The sequence below is a fragment of the Levilactobacillus angrenensis genome (assembly GCF_003946085.1).
Classification (GTDB): Bacteria; Bacillota; Bacilli; order Lactobacillales; family Lactobacillaceae; genus Levilactobacillus; species Levilactobacillus angrenensis.
On sequence record NZ_RHOB01000002.1, the window covers coordinates 146,373 to 169,691 of the forward strand.

Here is a 23,319-nt window from a genome sequence, read left to right on the forward strand (position 1 = left end):
ATGAAGCTGTAGACGACTAATTGAACGAGAAAAGTCGCGTGGTCACACCGGTTATAGCTGATTTTTGTCTTTCAGATTTTAGGTATCAGGCAAAAAAAAGACAACCATCCCAGCGGATGATTGTCTCATAGTCTAAATTTCTGAGCGTTTGAGTAGCGGCCAATTTTGCATGACCGGCGCTAAGCGAATGTAGAGCCCTTCGGCGAACTGTAACCACAGATATGCCAGTAAGACGGCGCCGATGGTATCCGTTGGGAAGTGGGCGTTTAAGTAGACCCGTGAAATCATGACCAAGCCGAGCCAGACGATCAGCAGGATGCGGGCCAACCAGGCCTTCCAAGCCGCCGCAATCATCGGAATCAAGATGACCCAGATCATGGCAATCAGCAAGAACGTCCCGAAAACGTGGCCACTGGGGAAACTATACCCATCATCAATGGCTAAGTGGGTCGAAGGTCGTGCCCGTTTGACCAGGCTCTTGACCAAACTCGCAATGACATCCCCACCAGCTAAGGTCGCCAGACACCACAGCGCAGGAATCTTGAACTTGAAGCCCCACAACAGAAAGGCCAAGATCAGCACCCAAATGATATCTAACTTAGGCTCAGCCAGACTGGTCACTCCCCGATACAGCAGTGTTTTCCACTCTGGCTGGTTCTTTTGGATCACGTCGACGATGGATGAATCCAAGAATTCCACGTAAGCGTTCTGCGCTTTTATGTAAATGGCCACGACCAAGAACAAGGCCGTTGCCAAGGTAAATTTCCACGGCCGGTCACGGTCACGATTAAATAACATCATAGTTAACTATTCCTTTCGTCATACCCGATTCTGGGAAAACCCCTAGCAATGAGTATACCACCCCGGGGCTAAATTTCTAGCGTTCCCGCCAGTATTAACACTTTTATAAACGCTTGTGGTGTCGCCAGAACCGCCGTTGAATCCGGTTGACCAATTCTGACAGCAGAAAGCCAAAGGCAATGGCCCCGGAGATCATAACGACCTGTAGTAAAAAGACAAAGGCCGTCGAGTTCTGGCCTAACGCGAAGTTCTTGATCATTTGGTAGGCTTGCCCGCCCGGCACCAGTGGCACAATCGCCGGGATGTTGAAGAGAATCATGGGCATCTTTTTAATTTTGGCCGCTTGTAGCGAGGCGACCCCGATGGCCACGGCGCCTAACAAGTTGCCGACCACGTAACCGCCGCCCCACAGGACCGTGAAACGGTAGAGGACATACCCCAACACACCAATCCAGCCGCCGACGTTGAGTGCCCGGCGGGGGATGTTGATCAGAATCCCAAAGGCAATCGTGGCCACGTAGGTCCCTACCACTTCAATTACAAATTCCAAAATCGACATCAGTCCGCCTCCTCACTCATAAGAATTGTAATACCATGGCGATGCCAAACCCGATCGCGGCCGCACTGACCAGGGCCTCAACGCCCCGTGCTGGCCCGCTGACCAGGTTGCCAGCCAAGATATCGCGCACCGAATTGGTGATGGGTACCCCCGGGACCAGCGGCATCACACCACCAATGATAATGTCATCGACGCTGTTGCCCAGCCCCCAATGCACGAAGACAACCGCCATGAGCCCAATCGCGGCCGCCGAAGTAAACTCAGACAGGAAGCGAATCTGAATATATTTATTCAATACATAGTAGACCCACCAACCCAGCATCCCCACGACACAAGTAATCCAAAAATCGGGTAGATTGTGCCGAAAGACGACTTCCAACGGCCCACTGACCATGGCCGCCGCCAACAGTTGGAGCCAAAACGGGAAGTAGCGGCTGACACTGTCCAAATGGTCCAGCCGGTCCGCAAACTGCCGCAAATTAATTTTGCGGTCCGCAAACTGCCGCGATAAGTCATTGACCACGGCAATTTTTTCCAAATCAAAGGTCCGCCGCTTGACGGGTTCAATCTGCGCGCCCACCTCGCCGTTGATCGCCATGAGAATGCCCGTAATCATCACGAAGAGCTGACTGGTCTGGGCCCCAGCATTGCGGGCGATTCGCGTCATCGTGTCCTCGACCCGTTCAATTTCCGACCCGTTCTCAATCATGATTCGCCCCGCGGTTAGCGCGGTATGAAGAATCAACTGGTCGCGCTTCTTTTGACTACTCATCCCGGTCCCTCTCTTCTCACAGGTGTTTTTCTCATTATACGGCATGCCACCGGTTGGGGAAATACGCAATCAGCTTTTTCCGTAAAACTTTTCAAATTTGACCGCATCCGCCACGCACGTCTCCCAAATTAAAAAGCCCAAGACACGAGGTCTCGGACTCTAAACTGATCATTTAACATAATACGACGTGACCGTATCAAATGACCACTTCAACGCTGGTTTATTCTTGTAATGGGTCTTGCGTAGCACATTATATTCACCGACCTGTTGGCCCTTCGCAATTTGAAAGACCGAAACCGTCTTCTTGCCAATATGTACACCCAGTTGTTTTTTCTGGTAGCTACCGAAATGGCTCTTGAAGGACCGGGCCCCAATTTTAAGCTTAAGGCCTTTCTTCAAATGCCCTGTCGAATGCTTCAAATGCCAGGTTCCCCGGTAAGCCTTGGGAATCTTCTGGTGCACGTTTTGTTTCGCAGCGGCCGGTTGTGGCTGCTGTAAAACCGTTGTGGCCCCGACGCCAAGTGTCGCTACCGCTAGCACAGTCAGTAATTTTGGTCGAAACATAGTTATCCACTCCCTTCATTATTGATGATATCACGAAACTACTTAGAGTTAGCCAATTTTGCCTAAAAAAAGAGTTTGGCCGAAACCGCCCAAACTCTTGGTGTACTAACTTTCGTTTTATTTCACTGAAGGTTGAAAGATAAATATCAGCTAGAAGTACTGTCACCACGCGACTGATGGCGTAAATATGAGTCGTTTATAGCATCCTAGTGAGAACTGGCCGCCTGCCGTCCGCCAACTATGGGTTGGAACGCGGTGGGCGGACCGGACCGAGCCTGGAAAACGGTCTCGGCCTCGCTTTGAGCCGAAAAACACGTCTCAAAGACGCCAGTTGCCTAAGCGGCATGAACCGCGCCACTAAGGCAACTCCCACGGCTGAACCCATATTTGGCGGACTCTCGGCTACAAGAGTGTTTGCCAGCAAAAGTCGGTTTAACCCCAGGTATCGGCTAATCTAGCGACTAGTCTCTAGCACAGTGTTGCTGATAATCACCAATCTACCGGAGGCAGACAGAGATGGAGCCAGCTGTGTCGACGGTGTTGGCTGAGGTCTTTTCTCAGCCTACAGCGTGGGGCGACTTTGGAGACTGGCGGTCTTAGCCAGGCTTTAAAGCGAACCGGAAGACCGCCCCTCAGGCTGGAGGTGTCCCCCATAGCAGGCGGAATCTCTAGCTGACGCAGGCTCCTGGTTTCACTAATTTTAGCGGACAGAACACTGTCGTTCCAGGGGCTATCACGTTAATGCTAATTTCAACCCTTAGTTATTTCACAAAAATATAGTGCGCTGCCTTGTAGCTAACGATCAGCTCGGCATCATCCGTGAGATTTTGTACCGTCACGGGGCCTTCGAACGGATCATGCTTGATGATTTTCAGTTGGTCCCCGATGTCTAGCTTTAAGTCGCCCAGGTACGTCAACAGATCATGGTTATCAATGAACCGATCGACCGAGACAATGTCCCCGTCCGCCGCATCATTGAGCACCGTGTGTGAATCTTCGTGGTAGTGGCCGTAACGGTCAGGAATTACGCCACCGTGCGGACAATGCGTGGGATTCCCCAGCATATCGTCCAGCGCGTTGACTAATTTGGCACTCGTCACGTGTTCCAAGACCTCCGCTTCATCGTGAACGTCCGGCAAATCGTAGTCGAGCTTTTCCACTAAAAAGTCTTCCCAGATCCGGTGCTTGCGGACCAGATCTTCGGCCAGGCGAATGCCCTTATTGGTCAACGAAATCCCGGCGTAGGGCGTGTGTTCAGCCAGCCCTTCTGCCGCCATTTTGTTGACCATTTCGGTCACAGAACCCGCCGCAATATTCAAGCTGATGGCAATTTGCTTATTGGAAACCTTTTTCTGTTTCCCACCCAGCTCAAAAATAATTTTTAAATAATCCTCCTTCATCGGAGTCATCACTGTTCACCTCATCTAGATAATGCCTCATTTATACCGCGAATCGCGGCAAAACGCAAGGCTAGTCATGTCGCCAATCGTTCTGATTGAAAAACAAATCTTCATTCTTCCCCCGTCGACACTCCGCCTGAATCGTGACGTGATTGATGCCATACTTATGACACAGCAGCGTCTCAATCTGCCGGTAGATTGGTTCGATCTCGCTGAGCGGCAAATTGTCCATGTTCACATGAACTGAAAAGGCGATGTTATTTTCGTCAATCAGCCAAGCGTGAATGTGGTGTACGCCTTCGACCTTAGGCAATTGGCAGAGGTCGTGGGCAATCGCTTCGTAATCCAACTTCGGCGATGCTTCCATCAAAATGCTAAACGTCTGCTTGATGATCGGCCAGGACTCATAGCTGATATAGCCGGCGACCAAAATCGTAATGACCGGGTCGACCCAGCTGACTTGCCACACCGTAATCAAGATGGCTCCAATAATAACCCCGACTGAAGCCAGCGCGTCACTTAACAGATGCAAATAAGTCGCGCGAATGTTCAGGTTGTGCTTGGCCCCATGATTTAATAGGACCGTTGAAAATAAATTCGCCAAGAAACTCACGACGGCCACGACCAACATCACGTCGCCCTTCACCGGTTCTGGATTTAACAACCGCCGCACGGCTTCCACCGCCAAAATCAGTGAGATGATAATCAAGACGCCCGCGTTCAACAGAGCGGCTAAAATTTCCGCGCGCCGGTAGCCATAGGTATTGCTCCGGGTCTGGCGACGGCCACCAATGCGGTGCGCCACGTAACTCAGAACAATTGATAAGGCATCCCCCAGATTGTGGAAGGCGTCTGACAGTAATGACAGACTCCCGGATAACAGGCCACCCAACAATTCAAAAACTGTGATGACCACGTTCAAAACGGTTACCAGTAAAAACCGGCCCCCAGAGAGACTCTTCTCCAATTGTCTCGCCCCCATTGCTTTAACTTCTATTATCGCAGAACTTAGGGGGAATGAAAAGCCGGATTTCGGCAAACCTCATCGATTTCTTGGTGGCCGAACTTAGCCGCCCAGCAAAAAAGGGAATCAGCCTCGCTTGAAAGCGAAACCAATCCCCTTATAATATAGTAGATTTAAAATAACCAGTAGCCAAAATCTAAGACCTGAGTTGGCCCCAGACTTGCTCTGACAGGCAGTACGATTGGTGACCCTACTTAATCGTTTGCGTTGCCGTCACATGCGCTGGCTTAGCGTTGACCGTCAACCGTTCGTACGCAAAATCTTTGGTCCCGGGCATGCCCGCAGCTGCCAAATCAATCTGACCAGTTTCCGTGAAACCGTTCTTCTTGATGACGTGTTGCATGGCCATGTTGTGAGGGTGTGTATCGATACGGATGCTTTCGATTGAAGCGGCGTGGTCGATTTGCGTAAATAGGCGTTGGAACAATTCGCCCGCCAAACCACGGCCGTGATGGTGACTCGACACAGCTACCCGATGAATCGCCAAGTATGGCGCTTGCTCAGTCAGCCACTGACCCTCAATCTGTTTATAGGTCGGATCCTCTCCGGGAATCAATGCAGCAGTTCCCAAAATTTCATTGTCTTCCTCGAGCACGACGGTCCATCCTTGGTGAATGTCGTCGACTAAGACAGCCGTGTTGGGGTACGCGCCTTGCCATTGATCAATGTCTTGGGCCGCGAGTAACTCTCGACCATCACGGATAATCGATTCAATTTGAGGTAAGTCAGCCATAGTAGCTTGTCGTAACAGCATGTGTTAACACCATCCTTCTTGTTTTTGGTTTAAAGCGATTTTGTAATCTTAACACGTTCGCCAGAGATTACAACCAAAGAGACGCGAATTTCACAAATATTTTTTAGGATGAGTCATGAAAGCCCGTTACCGCGGCGTTTGCATTCACATTTTTCTGCCACATTCTCAAGTGTTTTTCATTTTTGTGCCGGTTGTTTTCACAACTAAACTTGCTAAGACTTGTCGTTCACGGCCTCCTAGTCAAAACGGACCGACTACCGTTGTACGACCAGTTCAAGCAAAGTCGCGTTTCCCCTTGCCACATAGCCGAAACGTGCGCCAACAGGCAGCTGGTTCCGCTTAAACCTGATAACCAAACAATCCAAGTCCCCGGGATTATTCGGTTATCAGCCTTAATGCTCGCCGGCTAACTGCCTTTTGTCCCACTCTTTTTTAAAAAAAAGGCCACACAAAAACCCACCCAAGAACTTTCTAAACTTGAGTGGGTCCCACGGGAACAGCAGACGGCGAGAGAAAAATCACAATTAATTTTCCAGAAAACACGTCGTTTTAGTTTCACGATCGCTTACGCTGACATATTGCCAACGTAGTCCATGCGCAAGATAAACGCGCTATTACTAATGGTTATTCGCCTGGTTTCACAACACGTCAACAACATGATTGACCACCAATCCAGCCAGAAGATCGATTGGTATCGAAAGTTTTTTCTGCCGCCTACGAGAAATGTTCCCGTGACTTCAGATTACCATTGTTACCAGCGATAAACAATCAAATCGCCCTAATTCTTGGCGTCAATCAGCTTAAAGTGCCAGTGGTCGTCAATTCTTTCTGCAATTAGGCTTTTACCCGGCTCCGGATCAAACGGCCCCAGGTCGATACTGGCCTGCTGACTATCCGGATCAATCGCCATATTGACGAAGCGGCCTTCAAAAAATGACCGCAACGTGTCGAAGTAATTGGACCGGCGTTGGGACTGTTTAGCCGCCCCCACCAAGGTGTAGCCGTCATCGAGGTACGTCTTGATCTGTTGGACCTTCAAGACCGTCTTATAGGAAAACTTCCGGTTCTTACCGTCATTTGACGCCTCGCTGTGAATGTACCCCTTGCTCTCCCAATACCGAATCTGACTTTGGGAAACACCCGTTGCCGCCGCTACGTCGCCGATTCCCAGAATCAAATTTTCAATTGGCATTTTCTTTAATAAGTTCGATGCATCTTCGTCCATCATGGGTAACGCCCACCTTTCTGCCCCATTTGTGGGCAAATCCCCGTATGCTATAAATGAAAGCGGTTGTGAAATTTCTGAGTTCTTCTATTATCATTGTATCCTTTTCTCTAACCAGTATAGATATTCTAAAAAGAATGTCAAGCTAGTTGACAAGGAACTCAAATCTGCGTATAGTAGTCACAGAATTAATTTTATGGATAAAGAGGGAATATACATTGGGAACTGCAATTGATACCAATGGAAAGTCTTATAGCCGGACGCTACTAGTCGTCTTACTATTAGTTGGGACTTTCTGTACGGTGCTGAACCAAACCATTTTAAGTACTGCCTACCCAACCTTGATGAAGGCCTTTGACGTGTCGACCTCCACCGTTCAATGGTTGACGACTGGCTTCTTGTTAGTCAACGGGATCATGATCCCCATCAGTGCCTGGTTATTAACGACCATCAGCTCTAAGTGGCTGTATATTGGCGCTATGTCAACGTTCTTACTCGGAACCATCTTATGTTGGTCAGCCGTTAGCTTCCCGATGCTGTTGATCGGTCGGTTGATCCAAGCCGTGGGTGTCGGGGTCTCCATGCCATTACTGCAGACCTTGATGCTGACTATCTTCCCTGCCAACAAACGGGGAACTGCCATGGGCCTTGCCGGTATCGTTATCGGACTGGCCCCAGCGATTGGCCCGACCTTGTCTGGGTGGGTCATTGATAACTGGACCTGGCGTGACTTATTCGGCATGATTATTCCTATCGTGGCCATCGTCGTCATTGCCAGCTTCTGGATCATGCACAGCGTTTTGGAAACACACAAAGAACCGCTGGATCTCTTGTCCGTCGTGTTATCAACGATTGGATTTGGGAGCATGCTATACGGTTTCTCCTCCGTTGGTGACGACGGCTGGGGGAGCACAATCGTCCTGTCGACCTTAGCCATCGGGTTCATCTTCGTGGGCCTGTTCGTTTGGCGGCAATTGACGATGGAAAAGCCATTCTTGAACTTCCGGGTTTACAAATCCGCTGAATTTACTGTTTCTGCCATCCTGAGTTCCGTGGTCAACATGGCCATGGTCGGGGTCGAAATGGTCATTTCCCTTTACCTCCAAATGGTTAAAGGGATGTCAGCCTTCCACTCTGGGTTAACGCTGTTAGCCGGCGCCCTGATGATGGGGATTATGAGTCCGATCACTGGTCGGGCCTTTGACCGCTTCGGTGCCAAGCGTTTAGCCACGATGGGGATGTTCTTACTGACAGTCGGGACCTTACCATTCGTTTGGATTACCAAGGATACGTCAACGCTGTACATCGTCTTGCTGTATGCACTGCGGATGTTTGGGATTGCCATGGTCATGATGCCAGCTACGACCGCTGGGATGAACGCCTTACCATTGAACATGATTTCTCATGGGACGGCCGTCAACAACACCCAGCGTCAAGTCGCCAGTTCCGTGGGGACGGCCATCTTGATCAGTGTCTTGACCAACATTACCAAGGGCCAAATGCCTGCCAAGCACGTCTTGAAGAGTGACCCCCTGAGCTATGCCAACAACGCCATCAACGCCACTTTGTCTGGCTACCACGCCGCTTTCTGGATTGCCGTTGGCTTCTGTGTGGTCGCCTTAGTCATCGCCTTCTTCTTGAAGGGTAGCAACCACTCCATTCATTTAGCTGATAAGAGTGCCGCTGAAGAAAACAAGGCCGCTACTGAAGGAGGTGCCGCATAATGATCGTCTTTACTCTGATTATCTTTGCTGTCCTGTCCTTTGTTTGCAACGTCTACATTTCAAACCGGCGTCTCAGCAACGTTTTGACCGCCATTTCCGTGATTGGCCTGCTGACCAGTATCTTCTTCATGGTAAAAAATGACCATGACCACTACGGCCTGCACGAAGTCACGCAAACGTCGACGCAAAAAATCTACTCGGCTTCCCCTTCCAAGCAGTTGCCCATGATGATCTACCAATCTATTGGGACGGCTGATAAGCACCAGGTCTACGTTTACAAGACCAGTGCCAACGCCAAGAAGACCCAACACACCCGCGCCAAGGTCACGACGAAAAATATCGTCAAGCGGACCACGGGGGCTAACCGAATCGTGACCAAGAAGGTTTACCGTGAATATAAGAACGGTACCTACAAGTTCTGGTTCGGCCTGTCCGGTAACGGTCACAAGTACGTGAAGGAAACCAATACCATTTACATCAACAAGAACTGGACCGTCTTAAGCACGGCCCAAGCCAAGAAGCTCCAGGCATTAAGCAAGTCCAAGAGCTTCCAGGCCAAGCAAAAGGCCGCCGCTACGGCTTACGTCAAGAAGGCCGTTATGGCTGCCATGACCAAGAACCCTAGCATGTCTGCGGCACAACAAAAACAAGTCACTAAGCAGGCCGCTGCGGCTTACCAAGCCCAAGCAATGAAACAATTGATTGCTCAGGTCAAGAAGTAACCGCTCGTCTCGCTGAAAAGGCCCTAGTCACTACCTGATGGTGGTGGCTGGGGCCTTTTTTCTGTTGGGTTGGGGACTGGCTGACGGAACTGGCCGCAAAATATGAGTTCTCGGCTACACTAGCAACTACCAGCAACCGAACAACACCCTGCCCACCATTGAAAACAATGACAAGACCCGATGGCGGACACCCGCCTATCTCAACCGTGAGTAGGAGAAGATCTAGACACCAATGACGCAACAGTCCGCAAAAAAGTACAGAAAAAAAGCAGCTCACGGCCGAAAACCGTGGAGCTGCTGAGTGGGTCATTTTACCGATTCATTACCTTAACTAGTTCACCTGGGTTAGTTGCGTTTGGCCTTTACGGCAGCGTGGTAACAACCCGGACAAGTCGTCTAAAGACGTCCCGTTATCCTGAAAACATTGAATCATGTCGATCCAGTACAAATCTGAATCATCGAATTCCGTTGCGGAGTGGTCCTTCCCTAATAGTCCATTCTTAACGTAATCCTCAATGCGGCTGGCATCAACGTGTGCTGATGCTGCCAGTTCAGTTAAGTTCATCTTCATCGCCCGTACCCTCACTTTCATTCGTTATCAATGAGAGTATCATACAACCACCTTTACCGAAATGCAACCTTTTCCGACCATAAAATTTCGGTGACTTTTTTGCAAATAAATTACGGGTTTACGTGACCATAAGTTAGCGCTAAACTGGAGATTAAAATCACATTAGAATCCAGAAAGGAAGTTTGTCCATGGGGCCTTCTCTAACCTTTAGGACCGGCGTTCGTGACGTCTTACCCACCGTCTTCGGTTACATCGGTGTTGGCTTAGCCTTCGGCATCGTTGCCCACACCAGTCACCTGAGTTTATTGGTCGTCGCCGGTCTATCTTTTATCGTTTACGCCGGTTCCGCCCAATTTATCATTACCAGTATGTTGCTCTTACATGACCCGCTTTCGGCCATTTTTATTTCGACTTTTCTAGTCAATTCGCGGATGATTCTGATGAGTACCAGTTTGGCGCAGTATTTCAAACACGAATCCCTACTACGTAACCTGCTGATTGGCACGTTGGTGACCGACGAGACCTTTGCCTTAGCCATGAACAAGCAAAACAAGACCCACGGCCGCCTGAGCTTTGCCTGGCAATCCGCCGCTAACTTGGTCGCTTACCTGGTCTGGGGCGTGGCCACGGTGGTAGGTGCCATGCTGGGGGGCTTGATTGCCGACCCCACCCGCTTTGGCTTTGATTTTGCGCTGACCGCCATGTTCATCGGGCTGGTCTACCTTCAACTGATTAGCGACAAACACCTGGGGATGTCGCTACAGCTCACGGTCATGCTATTTGTCGCCCTGGCCTATTACTTGTTGATTGCCGTCATGAGCCAAAATTTTGCCCTGATGGTCGCAACGGTCGCCGGCTGTCTATTTGGAATGGAGCTGAAAAAATGTCGATAAGTCTTACTGAACTTTGGGTCATCCTTGGTTGTGGGGCCATCACCGTGCTGTCGCGGGTATTGCCCTTTGCCTTTGTCAAATCCCTCAACATGCCCGCTTGGCTGATCAGTTTCCTGTCATTCGTTCCAATCACCATCATGACTGCCCTGTGCTGTGAGAGCCTCTTCGTCGCCCACGCCGGTCACTTGGCCACGCTGAACGTTGCCAACTGTCTGGCGGCGATTCCAGCGACGCTAGCGGGTATCTTGACCAAGAGCCTGCTGATGGTGGTCGTCGTGGGCATCATGGCCATGGCCGTTCTTCGCTACTTCGCCATTGGCGGCTGACCTGGTTATTGGCAACTTCAGTTCTTGTTGGCCGCCTTACCGTTCGTCAACTATGAGGCTGGAGCGCGGTGGGCGACCGGGGCGAGCCAAAAAGCGGTCTCGCCACCTCGCTTTGAGCCGAAAATCACGTCTCAAAGACGCCAGTTGTCTAACCGGCATGAAACCTGCCGCTAAGACAACTCCCACGGCTGAGCTCATAGTTGACGAACTCTCGGCTACGGTGGGGATGTCATTAATCACCGGTGTCGTCTGTCACTCCGCCAACAATCTCGTAACACTAGATAAGAGATAACCGACTGCTGCTAATGAATTTGCCAATAGTTTTTTACAACAAAATCACTAAACCACAATGCCAGCCATCCAGATTTTTCTGAATGACTGGTATTTTTTATAGGCCACTGATAACGATTTTTAAGCGCTCAGCTTAATCATTATCCGGCAAGACCAGGTTCAACACGATACCCAACACTGCCGCCACGGCCAGACCGGAGAATTCGTATTGGCCGACCTTTAAGTACGCGTTACCAATACCGATGACCAGAATCGCCGAGGCAATCATTAGGTTGCGCTTACGGTTAAAGTCCACGTGTTTTTCAATCAGGATGCGCATCCCGCTGGAGGCAATCACCCCAAATAACAGGAAACTGATGCCGCCGATGACTGGGTTGGGAATGCTGTCGATCAACGCGCTTAATTTACCCACGAAGCTAAAGATGATGGCAAAAGTTGCCGCGCCAATCAGTACGTAGACACTATGTACCCGCGTAATGGCCAGCACCCCCACGTTTTCCCCGTAAGACGTCACCGGTGGACCCCCGACGAAGCTGGCAATGATTGAGGCCAACCCATCCCCGGCCAACGTATGATGCAGCCCCGGATCTTCGAAAAAGTTGCGGTGCGTCAATTCGTTTAGCACCGTGATGTGGCCGATGTGCTCCGTCATGGTCACGAAGGCAATCGGTGCCAGACTCACGATGGCTCCCCAGTAGAAATGAAGCGGATAGCTCAAGATGGGCACCTCAAAGTTCGGTAGCTGAAACCACGCCGCCGCGAGGACGGGCTTGAAGTTCACCAAGCCGCTGGCCGCCGCAATCAAGTAGCCGACAACGATGCCTAGCAAAATCGGAATCAGTGACAAAAAGCCGCGCAAATATAGGTTGAAGCCAACCGTCAAGAGAAGCGTCGCCATCGCCACGGCAAAATACTGCCAGTGATACGTCCCCGCACTATCGACCGTAGCCTTTTGCGCCGCACTACCAGCTAACGACAGGCCGATGACCATGACCATCGGCCCCACCACGATTGGCGGCAGTGCCTTATTGATCCATTCGGACCCAATCAAGGCCACGACCAGCGCCACTACTAGATAAACGGCCCCCACGGCTAGCGTTCCTTGCGCAATCCCCGGATAGCCGGTGGTCTTCATCAAGGCGACCATCGGCACGATGAACGAAAAGCTCGACCCCATGTACGCCGGGATTTTGCCCCGCGTGATCAAGATGTACATCAGGGTCCCCACGCCCGAACTAAAGAGCGCAATCCCGGGATTCAAGCCAACTAAGATGGGCACCAAAACGGTGGACCCAAACATGGAAAACAAATGCTGAAGCGATAACCCAAACCACTGCCCCCAACTGGGCCGCTCCCAAATATCGATCAGGGCGTCCGGGTTGCGGTAACGCGTCGGTGTTTTCATAAACTAGCCTCCAGGTTTCAAAATTAAAAAAGGACACGCCGCTCCCATGAGGAAACGCGCGTGCCCACTTTAAGCCTAGACTTAACCCGGCGATTGCCGAAGCGTGCACCCTTCATTGCCTCACGGGACAACGTTAAAGGAACATATTTTTAATTAGTATACCCAGTCCGTCAAGCCAGGTCAACGGACTTTCTCGAGAATCGTTTTTAGCCACCAAGCCGTTTTGCAGTCGAATAAATGGTCAGTAAATGGCCTAACCCTACCGAACGTTATGGCGGTTAATCAACCATCCGCCAATTACCCTCGTCGGCCTTAGAAATGTCGTTCAAGAACTTCAGTACCCGCTTGGCCCGGTCGGGTTGCTGCTGATGCAACAGGTTTAGTCCGGCTCCCGTGACCATGGGTTGGCTCAGCCGAAAATTACCGTCAGCCGTTTCGCCCGTGGCAAAGGCCATCACGGTCTCCCCCGACTCAATTTGCGTGGTCAAGAAAAACATGGTGAAATCATCATCTGCTTGCATGTAGGCCGGCATTGCCCAGATGTCGGGCGCAATCTCCTGCATTTCGCCGGTTTCGGTGCCATCGAGGAACTTGAATTCCTTGTGGTTGGCTTGGGTGACCGGTTGCTTTAAGACCAACATCATGTTGGCAAATTCAGTGTCACCCAGTTGAATATTGTCTTTCATCGTTAAATTCCTCCTAGACGCGCCAGCCACCGGTCAAGTCCGGTTGGCCAGCAACTTATCCACCATTATACCAGCGTCTTGGCCAAAATTAAATCACGTTGCCGGTCTGAACCCAATTGAAAGACGTGGTCCCCCACCTGCTGAAAGCCCATCGCCTGATAGAACCGCTGTGCCGCCGGGTTGTGCTCCCATACGCCTAACCAAATGCTAGTCAGCCCTAACGACTGTGCCTGATCCACAGCGTGTTGGTAGAACTGCCGCCCTAACCCTTGGCGTTTGAACGCTGGCAAAATGTAAATCCGTTCGATTTCTAATGCCGCGTCACCGCGTTGCTCCGATTGGGTGGGTCCCCAATTTAATTTGAGATAACCCGCCACCTGACCATCGACCCACATCAAGTCATAAGTCGTTGTCGGTTGACGCATCTCCGCTAATAGCTGGGGTTGGTTGTACGCCGTGTCCAGATAAGCCGCCAAATCGGCCGCCGTATTGTCTGCACCAAAGGTCGCCGTGAAAGTCTGGCGACACACTGTTTGTAATTGCGCGACATCTGCTGGGGTGCACGCTTTAATTTTTCCAGTCATAAATTAACTCCTTAATAATTTCGTGTCTGTCCTTGCTTAACTGCGCGCCAACTCGCAGCAATATTGTCGTCAACGCGTTGTAAATAAGCGGCTAACTGCTGCGCCTCAGCTGGCGTGAAGCCGTCTAAGGCCACGCTATTGGAATACGTATTTTCTCGTTGAACCAATGGGTAAATCGCGGCCCCCCTCGCCGTAACGAAGAGCCGTTTGATTTTATGGTTAGTATCATCGGGACGCTTCTCCAAAAGCCCGGCCGTTGTCAGCTTTTGGATGGCCCGTGACGCTGTCGTTCGGTCGACTTTTAATAGCTCCGTCAGTCGCTCCAAAATAATTCCCGGCTGTTCGGCCACGCGGGCTAAATACAGGTACTGTCCCTTGGTCAACGCGACCTGTTGGAACTCCCGATTGGCAATTGACTCCAGGGCCCGCGCGATACTGCCGATGGGCCGCAAAACTTCTGTCACGCTTCTCGCCTCCTAATGTTACCAGCTAGTCTAACGTATTTTTATTGTATTTGCAACAAAAATCATACAAAAAAAGACCGCCCAGCCAAAATGCCAGGCAGTCCCCACATCAAAGTTAAGCTTAGTTGGTCACTCGGATTGGTCGGCCAATCTCGAGTTGCATGTGGTAATACTCGTGATCCCCAATCATCTGCTTACCGGTGACTTCGTACCCCATGCGCTCATACAATCGCATGGCACCGGGGTTTTCCAAGTCAACGTTGAGGCCGATAACGGCTTGCCGGTCCCGTTGGGCATAAATCGGTAACGCCCGTAATAACTGGCGGCCGATGCCTTGCCCTTGGTGGTCCGGCGAGACAGCCAATGAATCCAAATACCATTCACCGGCTGCGGTCTCTGAATCTAAATCTAATGGTTCGTCGAAAGCGGCACTTTGAGCTGCTAGGCGAGTCATCACGTCATCTACAACGTCCTCATTTTCACCAGGGTAGCCAAACGCCACCCCCACTACTTGGCCATTGGCCTCGGCCACCACCGTGGTTGCCGCCCCGGACAAGTATGTCCGCGTGCGGTACGCCGCCGTGATGACCTTCAGTAAGTCGGGGCCTGGAACGTCTTCCAGGTCGGTCAATTCCATTTCGTCGTAGATCAAGTTCATCAACGGTGCTATCTGAGGCGCATCCGCTGGTCGAGCTTCACGAATTATCACAAAAAATCCTCCATTTCTAGTTCTATCTCTAAGCCTACCGGAGCCACCCAACTTTGTCAAAGCATTTGCTGTTTGACCGATTGCTCTGACCGTCTTACCAGTAGCTAGTGCGAACGGCGATGGTAAATGGTTATTCCCCAGCCGCCACAAGTATGACTGGCATACTCACCCACGACTAGCATCACTCCCCACGCTCAGCTGCGGATAAGGGGGGACAAGCCGATTGTGCCGACCAGTCACCACCGTAGCCGGGAGTTGCGCGAAAATAGTGACCAAACCAAAACAGGCCCCGTCGCCAAGGACTGGCAACGGAACCTGTTGATGGCCATGATGGCCGGTGAAACTTGTTTGGTGTTAGTGGGCAGTACGCCCGGCGACGCGTTGGCCAAAGACCAACCCGACGACAAATAAGAGACTAGCGGTGATCCACTTGCTCATGGTGAGACTCCCTTCGTTCTGCCGAATCCGCAGCGGCCTTGGCCGTCCGCAATTCAGCTAGTTCTTGACGAATTTCACCTAAAATTTCTAACTGAAACCGTTCGACCTCCATGGTATGGGGGACCTGGTTTTGCGCCAAGTGGTCGACCTTAGCGTGCAGTAACCGCAGTTCGTGTTCGGACTTGAGGTTCACATGATAGTCGTTTTCGGCCATCATCCGGTCCCGGTCTGCGGAGCGATTCTGGCTCATCATGATGATGGGCGCCTGAATCGCTGCGACACAGCTCAGTACTAAATTTAACAGAATAAACGGGTAGTTGTCAAAGTCCACGCCAAAGACGTGCAGACCATTGACAATCATCCAGCCAATCAAGACGAAGAGGAAAACGAAAATAAAGCCCCAAGACCCCCCGAAGCGGGCCACATCATCAGAGACTTTTTGGCCAAACGTCAGGCTTTCCTTCAGACTATCGTTCACATCAATGATATCGTAATCGTCGCTCTGCAGGGCCTTGGTCAATTTATGATTAATTTTTTTCGTCTGTTTCAAATCGGCATTGATCATCGCATCAACGTGATCCAACCGGTATTTCAAGAGGTGATGTCCGCAAATGTAATCGCTGGGCTGACTCTGGGGGTAATCGCGCTTGATGCGGTTGCGCAATCCCACTTCCAACTCAGCTAGCTGCAGGCCAGTTTCCAATGAAATGGCCTCACCATCGACGAGACAAGTGATCTGTGACTCTTCTGGCATGTGCTCACTCCTCAGATAAATTTCTTAATAGCTGCTGCCAATCAGCGGGTGGTTCACTGGTAAAGGACCGGTCATCCCCCGTAAAGGGATCGGTGAAGGCCAGCGACTGCGCGTGTAAGGCCTGCCGCGTCATGCCACCGATTTGCGGTCCCCCATAAAGTTCGTCGCCAATCAACGGATGGTCCAACGAAGCAAAATGGGCGCGAATCTGATGGGTCCGCCCCGTGTGCAACTTGACCCGCACCAACGTGGCGTTGGCCCACCGCTGGACGACCCAATATTCCGTCTTGGCGGGTTTGCCCGCGGGTGAGACCATCTGATTGTACCCGGCGGGATCGCTGGCTAACGGTGCATCAATGATATCGTGATCAGCGACCAATTGCCCACTGACGACGGCTAAATAGCGTTTATCCACTTGATGCGCCGCTTGAAGCTGACTGGCGAGACTGTTGGCCAACCGGTGACGGGCCACCCACACCACGCCGCTAGTGAACCGGTCCAACCGCGTTAAAATGTGTGGCACCTGGTTCTCGGCCTTTTCTGCTAACCAATGGCCTTTGATGCGATTGACGAGGGTATCCGTGCGATTAGCGGGCCCGGGAACCACGTTGAGCCCCGCTGGCTTGTCCACGACCAACCAGTCGCGATTTTCAAATAAAACGGTGATGGGCGTTTGACTGGTCGCCACTGCGGAATCGGCCAGTTCTGCCGGTAAGACGACCGTGACGGTATCGCCCACCGCTAAGTCAACAGCGGGCGTCACCAGGCGGTCATTGACCTTGATACTGCCGTCGCGTTTCAAATCACTAAAGACGCGGTGACTAACGCCCTGTTGATTCAAGAACCGTTTCAAACTGGTGACGGGCCGAGTCACCTGCCAACTTAATTCCATACGCTGTCTCCTTTATTCATCGACCAGATCAATCATCCAGTCCAAATCATCATTTCGATTGTTCAACCGTTCCGGATGCGCCGCCAATTCCTCATTGACCGCGTGAATCCGCCCCGCAAAAGGCGACCGCAACGTCAGGTCTTCTTGCTCGCCGTGCACGACCATGAACGGCGTCCCCAACTTCACCTTACCGCTGGTCACCAGCCAAGAAATGTGCGTGACGGGGCCCACCAGCTCACGGCCATCATCGGCAAATCCTAAGCGCATCAACCCGTCTTCATTGGGTGTCAGCCACAAAGCATCTGCACTTGCTTCAATTCGATCAATCATTGTTGTCACCCCTTACCAAATATTTTTTCTGACGAGTTGGGACACGCTTTCCAGGCTTTTACGCCAAATGTCCCATACTCTGCAATTAAGTCTCATTTTACCATAGCCAACGAATTCACGGGAGCTATTTCCCCCTTTCCTGGCAAAACTCTGTATAATGAATGGTAAAAAGGGGGAGATTCATATGATGCCAGGAAGTTGGCTGACCGGTAGCCTGATCTTATTGACCGGGATTGCTTTCATTATTTTCTTAGTTGCACGGTTAATTCCGCGAACAAACCACGACAAGGACACCGTCGCGTTACTGGGGGTCTTTACCGTGGTCGCCGTCGGACTGATCGTTCTCGGTGGTTTTCTCAGCTTGGGGAGCTGGAGTAGCGCCATGGGGATGGGTTGCTGGTAACCCAGTTCACCATTTCAAAAAAAACGGACTCGCCAATTGGCTGGGCCCGTTTTTTAGTTTCCACGATTAATGATTGTGTGATTCTGAAGTAGCGTAAATTTTCTTGCTCTGCGCCCGTCCTTTGTTTCTAGGACGATAGCCCATCTTATTTCAAATTCTTAATCACCCGTGCTGGGTTACCACCTACGACCACGTTGTCGCCAAACGACTTGGTCACGACGGCCCCGCCGGCCACGATGACGTTGCTGCCTAGAGACACGCCGGGGCAAATGATGGCGCCCCCGCCAACCCAAACATCGTCACCGAGCGTGACCGGTTTGCCAATGCCCATGGCACCGTTGCGGCGTAGCTTAGGATCTGCCGGATGATTGACCGAGTAGATTTGGACTTTCGGTCCCAACAGGCAGTGTTTGCCAATCGTTACCGGCGCTACGTCTAGAATCGTGCAGTCATAGTTGGCGAAGAAGTCTTCGCCAACGGAGATGTTGTAGCCGTAGTCACAGCGGAAAGTCGCGTGCACCTCGACGGCATCCCCAGTAGCGCCAAACAAAGCCTTCACCCGGCGCGTACTCTCCTCAGGGTCGCTTTCACCCAACGCATTCAATGCCTCCACCTGGTCACGCGCAGCGCCGCGTTCGGCGACTAGCTCTGGATCGTAAACATTAAACAGCTCGCCAGTAACCATTTTTTCTTTTTCTGTCTTAGCCATAGTTTTCCTCCTCTTTCTTATGCCCAATTTTTAACCGTTAAATTCTCGTGATCCTCAGCAGTTGACCACCTCATCTTTGAGACAGTCAGCGTTTAAACCGAAAAGTGGCCGCCCACCAAATACCGGCGAGCGGCCACTTCATTTCAGAACAAACTTACTTGATGAAAGCCTTGGTCATACCAACCATGGTAGCGTAGTCTTCCATTTGTTCTTCAGTTAAGGAGAAGGAAAGCATGGTGTGGTGACCACCGCCGGCCTTCATCCATTCCAAAGCACCAGTCTTCAAGCCAACCTTTGGCGTCCAGAGCTGCTTAGCAACTGGCAACTTAGGCGTTTCGGCTTCTGGCTTGTTAGCATCAACGGCGTAACTGATCATCTTGAAGCCGTCACGGAAGTCCGCAACAGTAACGTCGATGGCGTCACCTTCGGAACCAGTGAAGACCAACCGAGCTGGGTCAGCCTTGCCACCGATATCCAATGGGTGAACTTCAACCCGTGGCTTGTCAGAAGCGATAGATGGGTCAACTTCCAGCATGTGAGAACCGAGGATGGCTTCGTGGCCCTTCCGCAGATCCAACGTGTAGTCTTCCATGAAGGCCGTCCGGTCGTTGTGAGACATAATCTTCATGACCCGACCCAAGGCAGCAGTCTTCCAGTCACCTTCAGCACCGAAGCCGTAGCCGTCACGAATTAGGAGTTGGGCAGCTAAGCCAGGTAATTGTTCCATGCCCCAAAGGTCTTCGAAGTTGGTGGTAAAGGCCGTGTAACCGCCCTTTTCCAAGAAACTCTTGATCCCTAAGTATTGCTTTAATTGTACGCGAACGGAGTGCTTGTATTTGTCAGCATCGTTGTCGCCTTGAACCATTTCGTAGCGTGATTCGAGGTCAGCGTATTCCTTGTCGACGTCGGCGTCAGAGACCTTGCTGATTTCTTGAACCAGGTCACCGATACCGTAGTAGTCAACGGTCCAGCCCATCTTGATTTGGGCTTCAACCTTGTCGCCTTCAGTAACGGCTACGTTACGCATGGTGTCGCCAAACCGAGCAACCTTGACCTTGAAGCTTTCGTTGTAAGCAACGGCAACGTCTTCCCAACGGGCAATTTGTTCTTGCACGTCATCGTCACCCCAGTAGCCGTAAACGATCTTGTTGTTCTTGTGTAACCGGGCGTTGATGTAAGCATATTCGCGGTCACCGTGGGCACTTTGATTCAAGTTCATGTAATCAAAGTCGATATCGGCGTAAGGAATGTTGTTTAAGTATTGGGTAGCCAAGTGCAGCAATGGCTTTTGCAATAATTCCGTCCCGCGGATCCAGTTCTTAGCTGGGGAGAAGGTGTGCATCCAGGTAATAACCCCGGCAACCTTATCGTTGTAGTTGACTTCCTTCATGAAGTTCGTGATGCTTTCAGCAGTAGTCATGACGTCTTTGAAGACGACCTTGTAAGGCAACTTGCCGCTAGCATTCAACTTGTCAGCGATGTCTTGGGCATCCTTGGCAACGGACTTCAATTGTTCTTCACCATACAGGTGTTGGGAACCGGTAACGAACCAAAATTCATAATCTGGTACTGATAACATAAGTGACACTCCTTTAAGAGATTTTAAATTAATTTTTTAACAGGATTAAATGCGCTACTCGCGAGCAGCGTGTTCCTTAGACTTGGCGTTGTTTTGGCCGTAGTAGGCGTTAGCGCCGTGCTTGCGCAGGTAGTGCTTGTCCAACAGGTATTGAGGTAATTCCCGGTTGGCCCGCGTCAGTTGCAAGGTGTGGTAGTCTTCTTCGGCAACCACTTCGAGCACCTTAGCGTTGTAAACGGCCTTGTCCGGAGTAGGACCCCAAGCGAAGGGACCATGTTGGCTGACCAACGCAGCGGGAACGGCTTCGTAGTCGATGCCCCGTTCGTTGAAGGTCTTAACGATGGTCTTACCCGTGTTGCCTTCGTAGTCTTCTTCGATTTCTGCCTTAGTTAAGGCATCAGCGGCCGGTACATCACCGTAGAAGGTATCGGCGTGCGTGGTGTTCATGGCTGGAATGTCCATTTTCGCAGCGGCAAAGGAAACGGCCCAAGGTGAGTGGGTGTGGACGATGCCCCCGATATTCGGAAAATGATTGTATAAATACGTGTGGGTCGGCGTGTCACTGGATGGGTTCAAGTCCCCTTCAACGACCTTACCGTCAGCCAGGTTCACCACGACCATGTCGCTGGCCTTTAACTCATCGTAAGGCACCCCAGATGGCTTGATGACATACAGGCCCTTTTCCCGGTCAACGCCCGAGACATTGCCCCAGGTAAATGAGACCAAACCAAGTTGCGGTAACCGCATGTTAGCTTCATAAACTTCTTGTTTTAAATCTTCAAGCATGCTATTTCTCCTTTAAGGTTAGTTAGTCAGCCAGTAAGTCCACAGCCTTGCCTTCAACTGGTAAGGCCGCCTTGTAACCGGCGATAAATTCATTGGATCCCTTCACACCAGCAGGGTCAGGGTCGACCGTGGTGCTTTCAGGATTGGCGAAGACCTTGTCATCCAAGAAGTCTTCGAGCGTTTCGTCAGCCGCTTTATCGGTGACGTAGAAGCCTAGAACGGCCATCCCCCAAGGACCACCCTCGCCGGCATTGTTGGTGACGGTGATCGGTGTGTTCAGGGAATCGGCTAAGACTTGTTGCCCCACCTTAGGCGTCCGGAACAGCCCACCTTGGGCAATCAAGGAATCCAAATGGATGTGTTCCTCGTTGGCCAGAATGTCCATGCCAATCTTCAAGGGAGCAAAGGCGGCATACAGCTGCGTCTTCACGAAGTTTGCCAACGTGAAATGGCTGTTAGGCGTCCGCACAAATAATGGCCGGCCCGCCGTCATCTTGGTGATGTTTTCTCCGGAAAGGTAGCTGTAGTTCAACAGGCCCCCGGCGTTGGCATCCCCTTCAGTTGACTTATTGAAGAGGGCGCCATACAGTTCATCTGGCTTCAAGTCAACGCCAATCGTTTGGGCAAATTCCTTAAATAAGTTGACCCAGGCGTTGATGTCTGACGAACAGTTGTTGGTGTGGACCATGGCAACTGGTAACCCAGTCGGCGTCGTGACCAAGTCGATGTCGCGGTGAACAGCCTTCATTGGTTGGTCCAAGACCACCATAGAGAAGGCAGACGTCCCAGCGGAAATGTTCCCAGTCCGTTCGCGGACGGCGTTGGTGCCGACCATCCCGGTTCCAGCGTCCCCTTCTGGCGGTGCCATCACACTACCAGCAGTCAAGTTGCCAGCGGGATCCAATAATTTGGCTCCGTCAGTGGTCAACTTACCAGCGGGTTGACCAGCTAAAAGCACCTTGGGCAAAATGTCCTTGATGTCCCAGTGGTACTGCCGCACGGATTTTACGTTGCGGAACTTGTCTAATAACTTTTCATCGTAATCTTTAGTGGCACTGTCGATGGGGAACATCCCGGAAGCGTCGCCGATACCGATGACCTGTTCACCGGATAATTGCCAGTGAACATAACCGGCCAGCGTCGTGAAGAACGTGACGTCCTTGACGTGGTCTTCTTGGTTGAGGATGGCTTGGTACAGGTGGGCAATGCTCCAACGTTGGGGAATGTTAAAATCAAACAGATCCGTCAACGCATCGGCTGCCTCGGCCGTGATGTTGTTCCGCCAAGTCCGGAAAGGTACCAGTAGTTGGTCGTTGGCATCAAAGGCCATGTAACCGTGCATCATCGCGCTGACCCCAATCGATCCGATCTTGGTCAGGGCCACGCCATATTTATCTTTAACTTCCGCGGCTACGGCTTGGTAACTGGCTTGAATCCCGGCCCAGACGTTAGCTAAACTGTACGTCCAAATGCCATTCTTCAATTCGTTTTCCCAAACGTAGCTACCAGAAGCAATCGTTTTAAAGTCGGGCGTTACTAAGACGGCTTTGATCCGCGTGGAACCTAATTCGATTCCCAACGAGATGTTACCGCTTTCAACATCCTGAATAATCTTATCCGCACTCATGCGATAAACCTCCATAGCTCTGTCGGCTAATTAATCTCTATAACTTATGACTCAACACTAGAATTGTACAATTTTTATTCGTACAAATCAAGGTGTTTTACATATTTGTCCGGATTATATTTTATCTTTTTCGTTTAATCATTTGATATTTCCCCTGGATATCCGCGGAGCCACATTCACTGATGCAAAGGCAATGTAACCGCAATCATAAAACTCATGTAATAATTAGGAGTCTAAGGTTATCCGGATAAATAACAATCACTACAGAATATTGCCTAGATTTCCCCGACAAATTAATGATTTAAAAAATTACTGGGAAGTGATCAC

27 protein-coding genes are annotated in these 23,319 nt (G+C 51.0%); 6 read left to right on the forward strand and 21 right to left on the reverse strand.

The window, feature by feature from the left end; genetic code table 11:
- Positions 1–132 precede the first annotated feature (132 nt).
- The 8 genes from EKM83_RS01645 to EKM83_RS01680 form a co-directional block, all read right to left on the reverse strand.
- Entirely contained in the window at positions 133–801 is a 669-nt protein-coding gene (locus tag EKM83_RS01645; protein WP_125574901.1) for a phosphatase PAP2 family protein, read from the reverse strand.
- 103 nt (positions 802–904) lie between these two features.
- Complete coding sequence (locus EKM83_RS01650) at positions 905–1,360, reverse strand: threonine/serine exporter family protein (protein ID WP_125574902.1); 456 nt, start codon at positions 1,358–1,360, stop codon at positions 905–907.
- A 16-nt stretch (positions 1,361–1,376) separates the two neighbouring features.
- Positions 1,377–2,132: a threonine/serine exporter family protein gene (locus EKM83_RS01655; RefSeq protein ID WP_125574903.1), complete on the reverse strand. Its 756-nt coding sequence runs from the start codon at positions 2,130–2,132 to the stop codon at positions 1,377–1,379.
- 168 nt (positions 2,133–2,300) lie between these two features.
- The gene (locus EKM83_RS01660; protein ID WP_125574904.1) at positions 2,301–2,696 is read right to left on the reverse strand and encodes a hypothetical protein; all 396 of its coding nucleotides are present in this window, start codon (positions 2,694–2,696) and stop codon (positions 2,301–2,303) included.
- 761 nt (positions 2,697–3,457) lie between these two features.
- Entirely contained in the window at positions 3,458–4,105 is a 648-nt protein-coding gene (locus EKM83_RS01665; RefSeq protein ID WP_125574905.1) for a metal-dependent transcriptional regulator, read from the reverse strand.
- A 61-nt stretch (positions 4,106–4,166) separates the two neighbouring features.
- On the reverse strand, positions 4,167–5,063 hold the full coding sequence (locus tag EKM83_RS01670; protein WP_125574952.1) for a cation diffusion facilitator family transporter: 897 nt from the start codon (positions 5,061–5,063) through the stop codon (positions 4,167–4,169).
- Positions 5,064–5,310: 247 nt separating this feature from the next.
- Positions 5,311–5,874 (reverse strand): GNAT family N-acetyltransferase, encoded by a 564-nt coding sequence (locus tag EKM83_RS01675; RefSeq protein ID WP_125574906.1) that lies wholly within the window; start codon positions 5,872–5,874, stop codon positions 5,311–5,313.
- A 778-nt stretch (positions 5,875–6,652) separates the two neighbouring features.
- Positions 6,653–7,102, reverse strand: a complete 450-nt coding sequence (locus tag EKM83_RS01680; protein ID WP_225418603.1) for a MerR family transcriptional regulator — start codon at positions 7,100–7,102, stop codon at positions 6,653–6,655.
- Positions 7,103–7,317: 215 nt separating this feature from the next.
- Between EKM83_RS01680 and EKM83_RS01685 the strand changes: the two genes are divergently transcribed.
- Together EKM83_RS01685 and EKM83_RS01690 are read left to right on the forward strand one after the other, a co-directional pair.
- Positions 7,318–8,823: an MDR family MFS transporter gene (locus EKM83_RS01685; RefSeq protein ID WP_125574907.1), complete on the forward strand. Its 1,506-nt coding sequence runs from the start codon at positions 7,318–7,320 to the stop codon at positions 8,821–8,823.
- Positions 8,823–9,545, forward strand: coding sequence for a DUF4811 domain-containing protein (locus EKM83_RS01690; protein ID WP_125574908.1), 723 nt, complete (start codon positions 8,823–8,825; stop codon positions 9,543–9,545). The genes EKM83_RS01685 and EKM83_RS01690 overlap by 1 nt, the downstream gene beginning before the upstream one ends.
- Positions 9,546–9,876: 331 nt before the next feature.
- On the opposite strand, the gene EKM83_RS01695 is transcribed toward EKM83_RS01690, so the two are convergent.
- A complete protein-coding gene (locus EKM83_RS01695; RefSeq protein WP_125574909.1) occupies positions 9,877–10,116 on the reverse strand; it encodes a MerR family transcriptional regulator in 240 nt (79 codons plus the stop codon).
- 188 nt (positions 10,117–10,304) lie between these two features.
- On the opposite strand from EKM83_RS01695, the gene EKM83_RS01700 reads away from it, so the two are divergent.
- Entirely contained in the window at positions 10,305–11,009 is a 705-nt protein-coding gene (locus tag EKM83_RS01700) for an AzlC family ABC transporter permease (RefSeq protein WP_125574910.1), read from the forward strand.
- Entirely contained in the window at positions 11,000–11,335 is a 336-nt protein-coding gene (locus EKM83_RS01705) for an AzlD domain-containing protein (RefSeq protein ID WP_125574911.1), read from the forward strand. Before EKM83_RS01700 ends, EKM83_RS01705 begins: the two co-directional genes overlap by 10 nt.
- 424 nt (positions 11,336–11,759) lie before the next feature.
- On the opposite strand, the gene EKM83_RS01710 is transcribed toward EKM83_RS01705, so the two are convergent.
- From EKM83_RS01710 to EKM83_RS01730, 5 genes are all read right to left on the reverse strand, one after another.
- On the reverse strand, positions 11,760–13,031 hold the full coding sequence (locus EKM83_RS01710; RefSeq protein WP_125574912.1) for a uracil-xanthine permease family protein: 1,272 nt from the start codon (positions 13,029–13,031) through the stop codon (positions 11,760–11,762).
- Between the two features lie 278 nt (positions 13,032–13,309).
- Entirely contained in the window at positions 13,310–13,717 is a 408-nt protein-coding gene (locus EKM83_RS01715) for a hypothetical protein (protein ID WP_125574913.1), read from the reverse strand.
- A gap of 65 nt (positions 13,718–13,782) precedes the next feature.
- On the reverse strand, positions 13,783–14,301 hold the full coding sequence (locus tag EKM83_RS01720; protein ID WP_125574914.1) for a GNAT family N-acetyltransferase: 519 nt from the start codon (positions 14,299–14,301) through the stop codon (positions 13,783–13,785).
- 11 nt (positions 14,302–14,312) lie between these two features.
- Entirely contained in the window at positions 14,313–14,765 is a 453-nt protein-coding gene (locus tag EKM83_RS01725; RefSeq protein WP_125574915.1) for a MarR family winged helix-turn-helix transcriptional regulator, read from the reverse strand.
- Positions 14,766–14,886: 121 nt separating this feature from the next.
- The gene (locus tag EKM83_RS01730; RefSeq protein ID WP_125574916.1) at positions 14,887–15,474 is read right to left on the reverse strand and encodes a GNAT family N-acetyltransferase; all 588 of its coding nucleotides are present in this window, start codon (positions 15,472–15,474) and stop codon (positions 14,887–14,889) included.
- Between the two features lie 225 nt (positions 15,475–15,699).
- Between EKM83_RS01730 and EKM83_RS01735 the strand changes: the two genes are divergently transcribed.
- Positions 15,700–15,885 (forward strand): hypothetical protein, encoded by a 186-nt coding sequence (locus EKM83_RS01735; protein ID WP_125574917.1) that lies wholly within the window; start codon positions 15,700–15,702, stop codon positions 15,883–15,885.
- A 4-nt stretch (positions 15,886–15,889) separates the two neighbouring features.
- On the opposite strand, the gene EKM83_RS01740 is transcribed toward EKM83_RS01735, so the two are convergent.
- Genes EKM83_RS01740 through EKM83_RS01750 form a run of 3 tightly spaced genes read right to left on the reverse strand, consistent with a single transcriptional unit; the run spans position 15,890 to position 17,888 of the window.
- Positions 15,890–16,666, reverse strand: coding sequence for a DUF1003 domain-containing protein (locus EKM83_RS01740; RefSeq protein ID WP_125574918.1), 777 nt, complete (start codon positions 16,664–16,666; stop codon positions 15,890–15,892).
- A gap of 4 nt (positions 16,667–16,670) precedes the next feature.
- The gene (locus EKM83_RS01745; protein ID WP_125574919.1) at positions 16,671–17,558 is read right to left on the reverse strand and encodes an RluA family pseudouridine synthase; all 888 of its coding nucleotides are present in this window, start codon (positions 17,556–17,558) and stop codon (positions 16,671–16,673) included.
- A 12-nt stretch (positions 17,559–17,570) separates the two neighbouring features.
- Positions 17,571–17,888 carry a glycine cleavage system H protein (lipoate-binding) gene (locus EKM83_RS01750; RefSeq protein ID WP_125574920.1) on the reverse strand — a complete coding sequence of 106 codons (318 nt, stop codon included), beginning with the start codon at positions 17,886–17,888 and terminating at the stop codon, positions 17,571–17,573.
- 184 nt (positions 17,889–18,072) lie between these two features.
- Here EKM83_RS01750 and EKM83_RS01755 point away from each other — a divergent pair, with 184 nt between their 5' ends.
- Positions 18,073–18,291 carry a hypothetical protein gene (locus EKM83_RS01755; protein ID WP_125574921.1) on the forward strand — a complete coding sequence of 73 codons (219 nt, stop codon included), beginning with the start codon at positions 18,073–18,075 and terminating at the stop codon, positions 18,289–18,291.
- Between the two features lie 145 nt (positions 18,292–18,436).
- Here EKM83_RS01755 and EKM83_RS01760 read toward each other — a convergent pair whose 3' ends face one another.
- From EKM83_RS01760 to EKM83_RS01775, 4 genes are all read right to left on the reverse strand, one after another.
- The gene (locus EKM83_RS01760; protein ID WP_125574922.1) at positions 18,437–19,000 is read right to left on the reverse strand and encodes a sugar O-acetyltransferase; all 564 of its coding nucleotides are present in this window, start codon (positions 18,998–19,000) and stop codon (positions 18,437–18,439) included.
- A 154-nt stretch (positions 19,001–19,154) separates the two neighbouring features.
- Positions 19,155–20,579 (reverse strand): L-arabinose isomerase, encoded by a 1,425-nt coding sequence (araA, locus tag EKM83_RS01765; protein ID WP_125574923.1) that lies wholly within the window; start codon positions 20,577–20,579, stop codon positions 19,155–19,157.
- 54 nt (positions 20,580–20,633) lie between these two features.
- On the reverse strand, positions 20,634–21,365 hold the full coding sequence (locus EKM83_RS01770; RefSeq protein WP_125574924.1) for an L-ribulose-5-phosphate 4-epimerase: 732 nt from the start codon (positions 21,363–21,365) through the stop codon (positions 20,634–20,636).
- A gap of 22 nt (positions 21,366–21,387) precedes the next feature.
- Positions 21,388–22,992: a xylulokinase gene (locus tag EKM83_RS01775; RefSeq protein ID WP_125574925.1), complete on the reverse strand. Its 1,605-nt coding sequence runs from the start codon at positions 22,990–22,992 to the stop codon at positions 21,388–21,390.
- Positions 22,993–23,319: the final 327 nt, after the last annotated feature.